The following is a 14,893-nucleotide window of genomic DNA, read 5'->3' on the forward strand; positions in this document are numbered from 1 at the left end:
CTTTGCAGGAACAGTTAAGAACCGCCTCGTTCTGGACATTTACCAATCAACCGATTACCCAGCTGAATGCCCAAGTCATCAACGAGTTAATTGACCTGCTTCCGGGTGAGAAATATGCGCAATACCTGAAAGATAAATTCCTGAGTGCGCCCGACGTCAGCCTGAAGGTCAGTCTTTATCGAAAGACAAAGCAGAATGAAATGCTCAGGACGGCGTTATTGCAGAAAATCAAGGGCGAGCTGTCGCAGGATCAGTTCGACTGGCTGCAGAAACTGATCAGCGGGTTCGATCATGATTTGCCGCGCGACGGTGCGATCACTGTTGGCGGCGCTCCGGGAGCAGGGGTTTATGAGTTGACGCTGGCGGGCAGAGTGCTGACAGGTGCCTACGTTTTCGGGCGCGAGGTCAACGGCCGAGACGAGTTCATGATCTACGTGCCCAATACACTCGATGGGAAGGATTTCTTTCCGCTGGATCAGTTGGCTTCTCGACTTGGCCATGAATGCAAGTCAGCGGCATTGAAACTGGTTCGTCTGGAGCACAAGGCGATTGTAAAAAGTCTGGTGGAAAAATACGCCAGGAGCGCGCCGCCAATCGCTCAACCTCAACTGACAAACAGTTATCCGGTATTGAGTTTCCGTCGCGAATACACCCAAATGATTGGACACATTCTCAGTGATGTGAACTTCCAGACGACCAGTCCCTCTGAAGCAGCCTGGAAAGATGCACGCCTGCTGATCGATCTGGCCCTTGATGTGGCTTCGATGGTTATTCCGCCGCTGGGTTTTGTGGTGTCGGTGCTGCGTATCTCGCAATCTGTCGTTCAGGGCATTGTCGCTTACAGTCAGGGCCTGGACACCGCGGGTAATACGCACTTTGCTTCGGCCTGGAGAGGGGCAATCACGCTTTACGTCGGCAAAGTCGCGGCGATCGGTACTCCCGTCAATCCGCTTGCGCTGTTGTCGAGTATCCGCGATATCGCTGACCTCGTGGCGGCGGTTACGGGGGTTGAGGTGAGCATCAACTATCTGACAGCGGTGGCTGTACCGCCGTCGGCCGTCAATAGCACATCGCGTCTGATCTGAGGCAATGGGCGGCACGAATAACCGGTTCGGTAGTTCGTGCCAGTGCCCTTAGTCAGATACCCTGGGTTTCAAACCCCATCCGCCAACTCACGGCCCGCGCCGCCGCCAGCAATTGCTGCGCCGCCGGGCCGTTTTCGTCGGCGTGGAACAGCGAGGTTGGCCCGACGATGGTCAGCACCGCAGCAATGTGTCCGGCGGCATTGAAAACCGGCGCCGACAGCGCATCCACTCCCGGCATCAGCAAACCATGAACATGGTGCAGGCCGCGCGCGCGGATCAGTTCGCATAAATCCGAGTAGGTGTTTTCCTCTGCCAGCGGATGGTCGCCGCTAGCAATTTCGTGGGCGCGCAGATCAGCCGTTTCCCTGTGCGGCAGATAGGCACTGAACACCAGGCCAGTGGATGAACTGAGCAGCGGCAATACCGAACCTAATTGCGTGACCACCGTCACCGCGCGCACCGCCGGCTCGATGTGCACTACGGTCGCACCCTGATTGCCCCACACCGCCAGAAAGCAGGTTTCATTCAGTTCATCGCGCAACTCGGACAGCGGCAGGGCGGCGACTTTCAGCACGTCCATACTGTTCAGGGCTGCCAGGCCCACGCGCAACGCTTCACGGCCGAGTCCGTAATGGTTGGTGGCGGCGTTCTGCTCGGCGAAACCGCTGGCGATCAATGCCTGAAGATAGCGGTGCACCTTGCTCGCCGGCATCTGCACGTGCTCTGCCAGACGCGACAGTGAGGTGGAGGGCGACAACTCGGCCAACGCCTTGAGGATGTCGGTACCGACCTCGGCGGAGCGGACTTTCTGTTTGCCATTGCTGTCGCTGGTTTTTTCCATGGTGCGGCCGGGATCCGAAAACGAATGGGCGTCTTTATAGCTTGACGCTGGATAGCGAGCAAATTACGTTATGCGTAATTGAATTACGATAATAACAACCCCGGCGTGCGCAAACCTCTGAGCCAGAGCGATGGGCCACTGCCGACTCCCTGTTCAGGAGGCTCCATGAACCTCGATTCAAACGCGTCGGCGCTGGCGTACCAGTCCGGTTTCGGCAACGAATTCAGCAGTGAAGCGTTGCCTGGCGCCTTGCCCATCGGCCAGAACTCCCCGCAAAAAGCGCCCTACGGCCTCTACACCGAATTGCTCTCCGGCACGGCGTTCACCATGACCCGCAGTGAAGCCCGGCGTACGTGGCTGTACCGGATTCAACCGTCGGCCAATCACCCGGCGTTCGTCAAACTGGAGCGGCAACTGGCCGGCGGCCCGCTGGGTGACGTAACCCCGAATCGTCTGCGCTGGAATCCACTGCAGATTCCCGCCGAGCCAACCGACTTCATCGACGGCCTGGTTGGCATGGTCGCCAACTCGGCGGCGGAGAAGCCTGCCGGCATCAGCATCTATAACTATTGCGCCAACCGCTCGATGGAGCGGGTGTTCTACAACGCCGACGGCGAGCTGCTGCTGGTGCCGCAACTCGGGCGACTGCGCATTGCCACCGAACTCGGTGTGCTCGACGTCGCGCCGCTGGAAATCGCCGTGTTGCCACGCGGTCTGAAATTCCGCGTCGAACTGCTTGATCCGCAGGCGCGCGGTTACGTTGCCGAGAACCACGGCGCGCCGCTGCGCCTGCCGGATCTGGGGCCGATCGGCAGCAACGGTCTGGCCAATCCACGGGACTTCCTCGCGCCGGTCGCTGCCTACGAAAACCTGCAGCAGCCGACGACGCTGGTGCAGAAATTCCTCGGCCAGTTGTGGGGCACCCAACTCGATCATTCGCCGCTGAACGTGGTCGCCTGGCACGGCAACAACGTGCCGTACAAATACGATCTGCGCCGTTTCAACACCATTGGCACCGTGAGTTTCGATCACCCTGATCCGTCGATCTTCACTGTGCTGACCTCGCCGACCAGCGTGCATGGCATGGCCAACCTCGACTTCGTGATCTTCCCGCCACGCTGGATGGTCGCCGAGAACACCTTCCGTCCACCGTGGTTCCATCGCAACCTGATGAACGAATTCATGGGCCTGATCCACGGCGAATACGACGCCAAGGCTGAAGGTTTCGTGCCCGGCGGAGCTTCGCTGCACAGTTGCATGAGCGCCCACGGCCCGGACGGCGAAACCTGCACCAAAGCAATCAACGCCGAGCTCAAGCCGGCGAAGATCGACAACACCATGGCCTTCATGTTCGAGACCAGTCAGGTGCTGCGTCCAAGCCGTTTCGCCCTCGACTGCCCGCAACTGCAATCCAATTACGACGCCTGCTGGGCCACGCTGCCCGCCACGTTCGACCCGACCCGGAGATAACCCATGACTCAGACTTCCATCACCCGCAGCTGGGTTGCTTCGGCCAACGGCCACGCGGATTTCCCGTTGCAGAACCTGCCGCTGGGCGTATTCAGCATCAACGGCTCGGCGCCGCGCGCGGGCGTGGCGATTGGCGAACACATTTTCGATCTGCAAGTGGCGCTTGAAGCCGGTCTGTTTGACGGTGCCGCGCGCAGTGCGGTCGAGGCCATGCACGGCGGCCTGTTGAACGCCTTCTTCGACCTCGGTCGCGAAGCCCGTGTCGCCTTGCGTACGCGCTTGCTGGAACTGTTCAGCGAGGGCAGCAGCCATCGCGGCGCCATCGAAGCCCAAGGCGCAAAACTGCTGCCCTTGGCTGCCGATTGCCAGATGCACCTGCCGGCCCGCATCAGCGATTACACCGACTTCTACGTTGGCATCGAACACGCGCAGAACGTCGGCAAACTGTTCCGCCCGGACAACCCGTTGTTGCCGAACTACAAGCACGTGCCGATCGGTTATCACGGTCGCGCCTCCACCGTGCGCGCCTCCGGTACCGACGTGCGCCGCCCCAAAGGCCAGACCCTGCCAGCCGGTGCCAGCGAGCCGACCTTCGGCCCGTGCGCACGATTGGACTACGAGCTGGAACTGGGCATCTGGATAGGTCAGGGCAACGACATGGGCGAGCCGATTGCGATTGGTGACGCCGCCGAGCACATCGCCGGTTTCTGCCTGCTCAACGACTGGTCGGCCCGCGATATCCAGGCCTGGGAATACCAGCCGCTGGGCCCGTTCCTGTCCAAGAGTTTTATCACCAGCGTCTCACCGTGGGTGGTGACGGCCGAAGCGCTGGAGCCTTTCCGCACGGCACAACCGGCGCGCCCTGAAGGTGATCCGCAGCCGCTGCCTTACCTGTTCGACAAGCGCGATCAGGAGGGCGGTGCCTTTGACATCGAACTGGAAGTGCTGCTGCTCACCGAAGCCATGCGCGAGCAGAATCTGCCGGCTCATCGCCTGACCCTGAGCAACACGCGCTACATGTACTGGACCGTCGCACAAATGGTCGCGCACCACAGCGTCAACGGCTGCCAGTTGCAGGCCGGCGACCTGTTCGGTTCGGGCACTTTGTCCGGTCCGGAAAACGGTCAGTTCGGCAGCTTGCTGGAAATCACCGAGGGCGGCAAAAAGCCGATCGAACTGGCCTCCGGCGAAGTGCGCAAATTCCTCGAAGACGGTGACGAAATCATCCTGCGCGCCCGTTGCGCCCGAGACGGTTTTGCCTCGATCGGCTTCGGCGAATGCCGCGGTACAGTGCTGGCGGCGCGCTGACAGGAGCGGCTCATGGATCTCTACACCTATTACCGCTCCACCTCGTCGTACCGGGTGCGTATCGCTCTGGCGCTGAAGGGGCTCGACTACAACGCGCTACCGGTCAATCTGATTGCGCCGTCCGGGGGCGAGCATCGGCAGGCGGCGTATCTGGCGATCAATCCGCAGGGCCGCGTGCCGGCTCTGCGTACGGATGAGGGCGAGTTGCTGATTCAGTCGCCGGCGATCATCGAGTATCTGGAAGAGCGTTATCCACAGCAGCCGCTGCTACCGGAAGACCTCGCCGCCCGCGCTCATGTGCGCGGTGTGGCGGCGGTGATCGGTTGCGACGTGCATCCGCTGCACAACGTCAGCGTGCTCAATCGTCTGCGCCAGCTGGGCCACGAAGAGCCGCAGGTGGTGGAGTGGATTGCGCACTGGATCAGTCAGGGGCTGGCGACCGTCGAGCAGTTGATCGGCGACAGCGGTTTCTGTTTCGGCGAGTGGCCGTGTGTGGCGGACGTGTACCTGATTCCACAGTTGTACGCGGCGCAGCGCTTCGGTGTTTCGCTGGAGGCTTATCCACGGATTTGTCGCGTAGCCGCGTTGGCGGCCGAGCATCCGGCGTTCATCAAGGCGCATCCGGCCAACCAGCCCGATACACCGTAAGACCCTGTGGGCGCGAGCCTGCTGGCGAAGAGGTCGTATCAGCAGACATTCTTTTGGCTGGCACACCGCTTTCGCGAGCAGGCTCGCTCCCACCTCGGGTCCGTGTTGTCCCTAAAAAATCATAAAAACAAAACAGGTACCTTGCGATGCACAACCAGATTGCCAGCTTCCGGGCGGCACTCGACGCCCGTCCTGTGTCCCGCTATCAGTGGTTGCTCTTGATCCTGCTCGCCTTGTTGCTGGTCACCGACGGCTATGATGCCCAGGTGCTCGGCTACGTGGTGCCGGCCCTGGCGCAGGACTGGGGCCTGGAGAAAGCCGCCTTCGGGCCGGTTTTCAGTGCCAACCTGTTGGGCCTGACCCTGGGTTCGCTCGCGGTGACGCCGCTGGCCGACCGCTTCGGCGTGCGGCGGATTCTGCTGGCGTGCGTGCTGATCTACGCCACCCTCACGGTGCTGATGGTGTTCGCCGATTCCCTGAATACCCTGATGATCGCGCGTTTCATTTGCGGCATCGGCATGGGTGGCGCGATGCCCAGTGCCATGGCCCTGATGTCGGAGTATTCGCCGCCGCGCCTGCGCACCTTGATGGTCACGCTGGCCGCTTGCGGCTTTTCCTTTGGCGGTGCGGCGGGTGGTTTTGTTGCGGCAGGGTTCATTGATCGCTTTGGCTGGCAAGCGGTGTTCCTTGCCGGTGGTGTCACGCCGCTGCTGCTGTTCCCGTTCCTGTGGTGGATGCTCCCGGAATCGCTGCCGCGACTGCTGCGCGATGCACCGCCCTATGCGCGCCTGCGCAAAGTCACCGCGCGAATGCTGCCGGACTGGCAGCCACCGGCCGCCTCGGTCGAGCAGAACGAGCGCGAGCAGGGCAGCAAACTGACCGTGGTCGAGCTGTTCCGCAACGGTTATGCACGACCGACCCTGCTGATCTGGGCGACGTTTTTTTGTCAGCCTGATTCTGTTGTATTTCATGATCAGCTGGCTGCCGACGCTGTTGCTCGAAAGCGGTCTGCAACTCAATGAAGCCAATCTGGTGACCTCGATGTTCCTGTTCGCCGGCACCTTGGGTGCGGTGTGCATGGCGTGGTTCGCTGACCGGCTCAAGCGCAAGGTGCGCCTGCTCTGCGCAGTGTTGGCCGGGGCGGCTGTGTGCACGATTCTGCTGGGGCTGAATCACGACAATCCGCGCTATCTGGTGGCCTGCGTGTTTGCCGCCGGGTTCTGCATCATCGGTGGGCAACTGACGCTGAACGCTTTCGCCAGTAACTTCTATCCGGCGCAGGTGCGCGCCACGGGCACTGGCTGGGCGCTGGGGGTAGGGCGCTTCGGTTCGATCCTCGGGCCGCTGTTTGGCAGCCTGCTGCTGGCGATGCACATTCCGGTGGCGCAGATTTTCTTCTTCTGCGCGATTCCGGCGGTTATTGCGGCACTGCTGATCATCCAGGTGCGTTCGCCCTCAGATATCCCGCAATCCAATGTTGGGGCGAGCTTGCTCGCGAAGAACGATAACGCGGTTTAAAGGATAAACCGAGGCGCCTGCTTCGCGAGCAGGCGCGCTCCCACACAGGGATTAGTGGACCACGGAATTCGGAGGCAGGTGCCCGAGCCGTTCGGTCAGGCGCAGGCGCTGGATCGGATCGTCACTGAGCAGCAACGCATGCTCCAGATCGAAACGCTCGGCGTTCGGGCAGTCGAGGCGCTGATACAGGCTGGCGCGAGCCAGGTAATCGGCAGCGCTGGCACCGCCCAGTTCCAGCACGCGTTCGGCATCGATCAACGCAGCGATGTAATCCTCGTGCGCCAGATGCAACTGGCGCAGGTTGCGTGACAGGCGCTGCAGCATTTGGACCGGAGTGGCGACCAATAGATGCTCGGCGTTGAGTTTCATGTGTGCGCCGTACTGACGCTGCAACAACTCGCGACAATCATTCGGATAAAGCCGCCGACCGCCGCAGGGATCCAGCAAGTGATCAGCGCCGGGCACCCGCAGCAGGAAATGCCCTGGAAAGTTCACGCCGACCAGCGGAATTTCCAGACTGCGCGCCAGTTCCAGGGCTATCAGGGACAGGCTCAGTGGCTGGCCGCGACGGGTCTGCAACACCTTGTGCAACAACGCGACCTGTGGGCGCAACGGCAAAAAAATCATCCTGGGCGAACCCCAGATCATTCATCCGCCGCAGCAACGGTTGCGCCAGTTCGCTGACTGGCAGCATCGGCAAACCGTGGCTGACGCGCTGTTGCAGCTCCTTGAAGTCCTGTTGCAGTGCTTCGACATCCAGGCCTTTTTCGTGCTCGGCAGCCATCCACAGCGCCGCTTCGAACAGTGCGGGCGGTGAACGGTGCAGACACTCGAAAAAACGTTGGCGCGGACTCATCGAAATCTCCGGGGCATGCCTCGTTTTAGCCCCGTCCGTGCCATTCGTCCAGTACCGGCCGGGTTATGCCGCAAAGTCGCCGTTGGCGCCGACGCTTATTCCGGTGCGCTTCAGCAATTTTTGGGCGCAAGCTATACTGGCGACTACCAGAAGTGATTCGGGAGCCTGCCGATGTTCGCTCTCATGCAAAGCACTCGCCTGGAATCGCTGCACCTCAGCGTTGACCCGGTCACCGGGTTGAAGGCGGTCATTGCCATTCATAACAGTCGCCTCGGGCCTGCCCTGGGCGGTTGCCGTTATCTTGCCTATCCCAACGACGAATCCGCAGTCGAGGACGCCATTCGCCTCGCGCAGGGCATGAGCTACAAAGCGGCGCTGGCCGGACTGGCCCAGGGCGGCGGGGGTGGCAGTGATCGTACGCCCGGCGCATGTGGAAAACCGCGGTGCGCTGTTCGAGGCTTTCGGGCGCTGTATCGAGCAGCTCGACGGGCGCTACATCACCGCCATCGACAGCGGCACGTCGGTGGCGGACATGGATTGCATCGCCCAGCAGACCCGGCATGTCACCAGCACCACCTCGGCCGGTGACCCGGCACCGCACGCGGCGATGGGGGTGTTCACCGGCATTCGCGCCACCGCCATGGCGCGGCTGGGCAGCGACAATCTTGAAGGCTTGCGCGTGGCGATTCAGGGCTTGGGCAACGTCGGTTATGCACTGGCCGAGCAGCTACACGCGGCAGGCGCCGAATTGCTGGTCAGCGACATCGACCACGGCAAGGTGCAACTGGCGATGGAACAGCTCAACGCGCATCCGATCGCCAACGACGCCTTGCTCAGCACACCCTGCGACATCCTTGCGCCTTGCGGCCTCGGCGGGGTGCTCAACAGTCACACGGTGACGCAATTGCGCTGCTCGGCGGTGGCCGGTTCGGCGAACAATCAACTGACGCATCTGGATGTGGCTGATCAACTCGAGCGTCGGGGGATTCTGTATGCGCCGGATTATGTGATCAACGCGGGCGGGTTGATTTATGTCTCGCTCAAGCATCGCGGTGAGGAGCTGGGGACGATCACTGCGCATCTGTCGAAGATTTCCTCGCGACTGACCGAAGTGTTTGCCCATGCGCAGGCCGAGAAACGCTCGCCGGCGCGGGTGGCGGACGAGTTGGCGGAGAAAGTCCTGTATCGCTGAAAAGCAAAAGATCGCAGCCTGCGGCAGCTCCTGCAATGGAATGCGTATTCCCTGTAGGAGCTGCCGCAGGCTGCGATCTTTTCGATTAAAACGTTGTTACTTGGCAGCTTTCGCCGCTTTTGCCGGTTTGACCGGCGCTTCATCGGATTCTGCCGGCCCAGTCTCTTCAGCCACTGGCTCGGCCGGTGCATTGATCAGCTCCGACAGCGCATCAGGCTGGCTCTTGAACGCCTTGGCGAACACATCGCGGTTCTTCGCCATGTAGATCCCGACTTCTTCAACCTGTTGCTCGTTCAGCGACGGCACGGCTTTTTGCAACACTTCGGACAGCATCTCGGCCAGTTCGAGCATTTTGTCATGACGGTCAGCTTCGGCTTTATCCATGAACAAGCGCTCCAGATCTCGGCTGCTGCGGTATACCACTTCGACGGCCATTCACCACCTCACATGCCTTCACATTTAGTTGTCTTAGCGACTACTGTATTTATATACAGCGAAAGGATAAGCGAATCCCTGCGCTTTGGGTAGTGGCTTTTCAATGTAGACCGGATTCGGCGATTTTCCTGATTCACGCCCCTCAAACAAAACGACCCGCACGCGGCGGGTCGTTGGTTTGTTTGATTTCAGAACTTGCCGCTGGCGTACCCCCCATCGATGGGCATGATCACACCCGTGACGTAAGCAGACTGATCGCTGAGCAGCCAGAGCACCGCGTTGGCCACTTCGTCCGCCGTGCCGAAGCGTTTCATCGACGTCACGTTGATTTTGCGCTGGGTGTTTTCCGGTGCGGCTTTCAGGCGTGCCTCGCTGTTCATGCCGCCGAGGATCGGTCCCGGGGCGACCGCATTGACGCGAATGCAGCCACTGTCTTCCAGCCGCGCATTTTCGATCGACGCCACTTGGGTCATGCCGTTGATCGCCTGCTTGCTGGCGACATAGGCCACCTGGCCGCCAATCGGTACCACGCCGGCGCAGGACGAGGTGTTGACGATGGCCCCGGTGCCGCGGTCGAGCATCAGTTGCAGTTCATGGCGCATGCAGTGGTAGGTGCCGTTGACGTTGATGTTCATCACCTTCATCCAGTCATCCGGGCACGATTGCGCGAGCGCTCCGTACTTGGCGGTCACGCCGGCATTGTTGAACGCGCAATCGAGGCGGCCGTAGGCCGAACGAATGCTCGCGAACGCCTGCTCGACCTGCGCCGGATCCCCGACATCGCAGGCGATGAAGCGGCAGTGTTCACCCAGCCGATCGGCCAGCGCCGCGCCTTTTTCCTCGTCCCGGCCGAACACGATCACATCGGCGCCGGCCTTGATCAGGCGTTCGCTGACGGTCTCGCCAATGCCGCTGGTGCCGCCGGTGACCAGGCATACTTTTCCCAGAAAATCGTACATATGTCGCATCTCCTTATGCCAACGCGGGGCGTAGATATTTCGGGTTCACGCAGCAATACACCCGATCCAGTCGCGGATTGCTCTTGTCGCTGAAGCACTGGCTGTCCCACCGGCATTTGTGGATATCGGCGGAGCGGCCCTGCAGGGTTTTGTTGATCAGGTCGTTGTCGGCAAACAGCGCCCGCGACATGCCCACCCAATCGCATACGCCGTCGGCCAGCAACTGCTCGGCCTTGTCCAGACCGTCAATGAAACCGGCGTAACCCACCGGCACTGTCGCCACGGACTTTATCGCCCGCACGCCGGCTTGCAGGTAGGCGTCCATGGTCTCCGAATGCACGATCAACTGGCCGAAAGTCGCGCCCATGCACATCGAACATTCCAGCGCGGCAACGCCGGCCTGACAGAGCGCTTGAACGGTTTCCTTGATGTCCGGATATTGCAGCCCTCCCGCGCCCAGACGGTCGTCGATGCCCAGACGAATAGTGACAATCAGTTGGCCCTGGGTGCGCTCGCGGATGGCCCTGACCACGTCAAGCAACAGCCGCGCGCGGTTCTCTTCGCTGCCGCCATAGCGGTCGGTGCGCTTGTTGGTGTGCGGTGAAAGAAAGCTGCTCAGCAGGTAGCCGTTGGACGCCTGTAACTGCACCAGGCGTGCGCCGTTGGTCCAGGCCAGCCAGGCGGAATGGGCGAACTGCTCGATCACCAGGGCGATGTCGCTTTCGTCCATGATCCGCACGCGATAATCCGGATCAAGTTTCGACACGCGCGGGCAGGGCACGCCGCTCGGGGTCAGCACGGCAACCCCGGTGTGCGTGGTGGTGCCTTGACCACCGTAATGCTGCAGTTGTACACCCACCGGCGTGTTGACCTGCTCGGCCATGGCGAACATCGCCCTGAGCGATTCACCCTGATGCGCCTCGAACAGGCCGAGCCCGGTGCTCTGTAAGCGTGACTGCGGCGAGACCGTGGCGTTGCACAGAAACGCCATGGAGCAGCCGCCCTCCATGATGCCCTGATAGAACTCGATCATGGCGGGTGTCACGCACCCGCTGTGATCGGCCAGGTCCACGCCCATCGACGCGAAGAACAGCCGATTGCGCAACTCCAGCCCGCCGGCCAGCCGCAGCGGCTCCAGCACGTGGGGATAGCGCGTCATCATGCTTCCTTCCTGTGTTCGGGCATTGCGCTGGTCTGATCGAAGGTCATCCACACCGGTTGTCCGAGAGCGGGCGCCGGGGCCGGAGCGGTTTCTTCGTGGGAGAAGTAAGCGAACTGTTTGAGCACTTCGCGCCACTTGAAGCGCAACGGCGAATCCAGCTCTGCCAGATGCAGTTTGAGCGTGCCGGCCTTTGTCGCGTCGCTGGCGTGCAGCGATTGCAGCGGCAGACTGAGCATCCCTTCGCTTTCCAGATACAGGTAAACGTGGCCGCGCTCGGAGGCGTCGAGCGGGCTGTCGCATTGCACTTGCAGGCCGGCCATCGACAGCAGCTGCAGACGGGCGGAGAGGTGACGCCCGGAATCCAGGCGCACCAGCACTTCATGGCGTATGCCCTTGAGCGGGCGGAACCAGCAGGCCGGGTCGATGTTGATATTCCGCATGCGCTTGAACACCGGCATCTTGATCACTTCGCCATGCAGGCGAATGTCGGCCACCAGTTCGCCGCGCTGAAAGAAGCGCGCACGCTTGTCGACCTTGCGCGCCCGTGGCTGCGCCATGCCTTCGTAGTCGCCGACCAGCACATCCACCTGAAACGAAGACTCGGTGTAACGGGGAAAACTCGACAGCAGATCAACGATGGAAATCGACACCTCGCCGCGGGCGTAACCGCTGTGCTCGTAGAACTGTGCATACATCGCTTGGCGTGCCGCTTCGATCAGCATCAGGCCCGGCACGTGCTCGTGGTGCTTGCGGTAGAAAAAGTAATTGGCGGTGTCGTTGAACAGGGTGAAATACAGCAGACCCTGCTGCGGGCAGCCGTCCAGGGTTTTCAGGACATCATGCACCTGCCGGCGCTGATCGAGGCTCAGGCCGTTGTCGCAACCGGGCAGTCGAGCCAGTTTGGCTTCGGTGCTTTCCAGCACCCAGACGCCGCTGAGGATCAGGTGGTCGGTGGTCTTTTCGTAATTCGTCAGCAGTTCCGGCAGACAGTCCGACAGGCCCGCCTGTTCGAGCGCCTGCAGCTCGATGATGGTTGGCAGTGAACGCAGCACCAGGCGCTCGCTGTCCAGCCGATAGGTCTGATTGATTATCTCCAGATCCATCGGATCAAGGTTCGCCCGTTGCACGATGGCGGCAGGCAACCAGGCCGGCAGCAAGTGGTGAGCGTCGTAAATCAGCACATCGTCATCGTGGCCCTTGTGGACGATGTCTTTGGCAACTTTCCTGTGCATGTCGATCATGATCATCCCTCTGTGTTGAACGTTGGTTTAAGGCAGTTGCTATCCATGGCGTGAAATCGACCCACACCGAAAGGGGCTGCTCGACGCGTGTCGGCAGCTTCAGTTGACGTGTTTTTTGTTATCGCGTGTCGGGCAGTTTTACTGCACCGTGATGTAGCAGGCGCCGAGGGTTCGGTTGTCCACGACCTGTGGCGGCGCCAGCCATTTGTAGTCAATGCCGCCGCGTTTGAGCAGGCGGCCGATGGCAACCGGGGACACCGACACCAGATGTGAAACACCGCAGGTTCGGGCGTACTCGAGCGTGGCCATGAACAGGCCGACGGTATTTTCGTCAGACATCACTTGTTCGTTTTTGCCGCCCTCGGCATCGAGGTCCAGTGAGGTGAAGCGCGACAGCTCCCAGATGTCATCACCGCTCGGTGCAGGCTGGTCACCGAGCAACGTAGTGAACACCTCACTCAGCAAGTATGGCTGGGTGGTCGGCAACAGGCGTGCGCACCCTTTGATGTTGCCGTCTTCTTCTTGCGCAACGATGTAATGGGTGCCGCTGTGGTCGAACTGATCAAACTCGAAATCGTCCGGTGTTGATAATTGCCAGCCGAGGCGTTCGACAAAGACCTGATAGCGATATTGAGCCAAGCGTTGACGCTTTACTGTCGTCAACTGGTCATAACGTCCTGACAAGTAATCCATCACAGATTCCGTTTAGTGATTGGTTGGGTGGCGATTAAAGTGCACACTGCGCTCGCAGACTACCTGTCACCCTTGACAGCTAGCGGAAACATTTGGAAATATGCTAGGCATGTTGGCAAGAGGCCGACAGCAATAACTGTGGGAAAGGAATCTCTATGTCATATTGGCAGGCTGAACTGTTGGAAAACGCCATGTCTGCAACGGATGTCGAGTTGTTGTTCGACAATATCAAGACCGTTGCCAGGCAGTTGGAGTTTGATTATGTGGCCTATGGTTCACGCAGGCTTTTCCCCATCACCAAACCTTGCCTTTTTCTCGCCAATAACTATTCGCCGGCCTGGCAAGCTGCCTATTCCGCCAATCGTTACCTGGACATCGACCCTTACGTGATGCGCGCAATGCGCAGCGTGAGACCGGTGTTGTGGGATGCTGAACTCAAGGCTCAAGCGCACGACTTCTGGCAGGAAGCGCATGCTCATGGAATCTGCGAAGGTTGGGGGCAGACGCTGCTGAACAGCGAAACTCAAGGGCTGGTGACGTTTGCCCGGGGCAGCGAAGCGATCACCGCACTGGAACTCGAAACCAAGCAGGCAGAGCTTTCATGGCTGGCCCAGATCACCCATCTGGGCCTGACGCGCCTGCAAATGCGCGGCGCCGATTCGGTAATCCCGGTACCGATAGAACTGTCGCAAAGGGAAAAGGAAATTCTGCAATGGACCGCTGACGGAAAGTCATCGGACGATGTTTCGGTGATCCTCGGCATCAGCAAAAGGACCGTAAACTTCCATATAAACCATTGCCTGAAGAAACTCGGTTGCCAAAACAAAATCGCCGCGGCCGTTAAAGCTTCGCTGATGGGCCTGCTCTGGAAATAATTACACGAGTAATTTATTCGATAACTAACTGGTGAATTACCGGGGGAGTGTGCGCGAGTTCACAGAATGACCCGGTTAATAATATTTCATTTATAAGCTAATGCCTTTTCAGCGTAACGAACTTATCAAGAAACTTTAGTTGGATCGTCACAATCATTCCTGTCGACGGTGTCTGTTCAACGGTGCGACCAAACGCCACGGCGCAGGTTTCATGCCGTCTCGCCATGATGCGTGGCCTCGTTTCTGCATGGCGCACAGCGCATACGGAAAACCGTCACGTCCAACCGGCATCATCCGCTCGCATCGGGCTAAGGAACATCATCGTGAAAATCAACTGGGCCGAGAAATTGCGGCAAAACGTGCATCAACTGGCCGAGTCCCTGGGCAACCTGTTTGTCGAGACCTTCCACTACCTGGCACTGTTCGCCATCGGTGCGGTGACCGCGTGGGCGGCGGTGATGGAATTTCTCGGCATGCTCGAAGAAGGCCACATCAAGATCGATGACATTCTGTTGCTGTTCATCTATCTGGAACTGGGCGCAATGGTCGGGATTTACTTCAAGACCAACCACATGCCAGTGCGCTTTCTGATCTACGTGGCGATCACTGC

At 60.1% G+C, this 14,893-nt stretch carries 12 protein-coding genes and 4 pseudogenes; 8 read left to right on the forward strand and 8 right to left on the reverse strand.

All coding sequences use genetic code 11. The features are described from left to right. Positions 1-1,085: dermonecrotic toxin domain-containing protein (locus HT737_RS20430; RefSeq protein ID WP_182403890.1), on the forward strand; the 1,085-nt coding region annotated here is incomplete at its 5' end. Between the two features lie 52 nt (positions 1,086-1,137). On the opposite strand, the gene HT737_RS20435 is transcribed toward HT737_RS20430, so the two are convergent. Beyond that, on the reverse strand, positions 1,138-1,926 hold the full coding sequence (locus HT737_RS20435; protein ID WP_182403891.1) for an IclR family transcriptional regulator: 789 nt from the start codon (positions 1,924-1,926) through the stop codon (positions 1,138-1,140). A gap of 165 nt (positions 1,927-2,091) precedes the next feature. Between HT737_RS20435 and hmgA the strand changes: the two genes are divergently transcribed. The 4 genes and pseudogenes from hmgA to HT737_RS20455 all read left to right on the forward strand — a co-directional run bounded on the left by hmgA (position 2,092) and on the right by HT737_RS20455 (position 6,870). Beyond that, on the forward strand, positions 2,092-3,396 hold the full coding sequence (gene hmgA / locus HT737_RS20440) for a homogentisate 1,2-dioxygenase (protein WP_182403892.1): 1,305 nt from the start codon (positions 2,092-2,094) through the stop codon (positions 3,394-3,396). Between the two features lie 3 nt (positions 3,397-3,399). Then, positions 3,400-4,704, forward strand: a complete 1,305-nt coding sequence (gene fahA, locus HT737_RS20445; RefSeq protein WP_182403893.1) for a fumarylacetoacetase — start codon at positions 3,400-3,402, stop codon at positions 4,702-4,704. Positions 4,705-4,716: 12 nt separating this feature from the next. After that, positions 4,717-5,352 carry a maleylacetoacetate isomerase gene (gene maiA, locus HT737_RS20450; RefSeq protein ID WP_182403894.1) on the forward strand — a complete coding sequence of 212 codons (636 nt, stop codon included), beginning with the start codon at positions 4,717-4,719 and terminating at the stop codon, positions 5,350-5,352. A 146-nt stretch (positions 5,353-5,498) separates the two neighbouring features. Continuing rightward, positions 5,499-6,870 (forward strand): annotated as a pseudogene (locus HT737_RS20455) (MFS transporter). Positions 6,871-6,921: 51 nt separating this feature from the next. Here HT737_RS20455 and HT737_RS20460 read toward each other — a convergent pair. Continuing rightward, positions 6,922-7,726 (reverse strand): annotated as a pseudogene (locus HT737_RS20460) (SirB1 family protein). A 63-nt stretch (positions 7,727-7,789) separates the two neighbouring features. Beyond that, positions 7,790-7,987, reverse strand: coding sequence for a hypothetical protein (locus tag HT737_RS20465; RefSeq protein ID WP_182403901.1), 198 nt, complete (start codon positions 7,985-7,987; stop codon positions 7,790-7,792). On the opposite strand from HT737_RS20465, the pseudogene HT737_RS20470 reads away from it, so the two are divergent. Next, a pseudogene (locus tag HT737_RS20470) lies at positions 7,898-8,918 on the forward strand (Glu/Leu/Phe/Val dehydrogenase dimerization domain-containing protein). The gene HT737_RS20465 and the pseudogene HT737_RS20470 overlap by 90 nt on opposite strands. A 180-nt stretch (positions 8,919-9,098) precedes the next feature. On the opposite strand, the pseudogene HT737_RS20475 reads toward HT737_RS20470, so the two are convergent. From HT737_RS20475 to HT737_RS20495, 5 genes and pseudogenes are all read right to left on the reverse strand, one after another. After that, positions 9,099-9,353, reverse strand: a pseudogene (locus tag HT737_RS20475) (YebG family protein); the annotation flags it as partial. Positions 9,354-9,541: 188 nt separating this feature from the next. Continuing rightward, positions 9,542-10,312, reverse strand: a complete 771-nt coding sequence (locus HT737_RS20480; RefSeq protein WP_182403895.1) for an SDR family NAD(P)-dependent oxidoreductase — start codon at positions 10,310-10,312, stop codon at positions 9,542-9,544. Positions 10,313-10,325: 13 nt separating this feature from the next. Further along, entirely contained in the window at positions 10,326-11,474 is a 1,149-nt protein-coding gene (locus HT737_RS20485; RefSeq protein WP_182403896.1) for an NADH:flavin oxidoreductase, read from the reverse strand. Continuing rightward, complete coding sequence (locus HT737_RS20490; protein WP_182403897.1) at positions 11,471-12,715, reverse strand: AfsA-related hotdog domain-containing protein; 1,245 nt, start codon at positions 12,713-12,715, stop codon at positions 11,471-11,473. The genes HT737_RS20485 and HT737_RS20490 overlap by 4 nt, the downstream gene beginning before the upstream one ends. Positions 12,716-12,853: 138 nt before the next feature. Next, complete coding sequence (locus HT737_RS20495) at positions 12,854-13,408, reverse strand: acyl-homoserine-lactone synthase (protein WP_182403898.1); 555 nt, start codon at positions 13,406-13,408, stop codon at positions 12,854-12,856. Between the two features lie 155 nt (positions 13,409-13,563). Here HT737_RS20495 and HT737_RS20500 point away from each other — a divergent pair, with 155 nt between their 5' ends. Next, on the forward strand, positions 13,564-14,283 hold the full coding sequence (locus HT737_RS20500; protein WP_182403899.1) for an autoinducer binding domain-containing protein: 720 nt from the start codon (positions 13,564-13,566) through the stop codon (positions 14,281-14,283). A 323-nt stretch (positions 14,284-14,606) separates the two neighbouring features. After that, positions 14,607-14,893, forward strand: a 287-nt coding sequence (locus HT737_RS20505; protein ID WP_182403900.1) for a phosphate-starvation-inducible PsiE family protein, incomplete at its 3' end; no start/stop codon positions are given.

The organism is Pseudomonas sp. MD195_PC81_125 (assembly GCF_014060985.1).
Classification (GTDB): domain Bacteria; phylum Pseudomonadota; class Gammaproteobacteria; order Pseudomonadales; family Pseudomonadaceae; genus Aquipseudomonas; species Aquipseudomonas parakoreensis.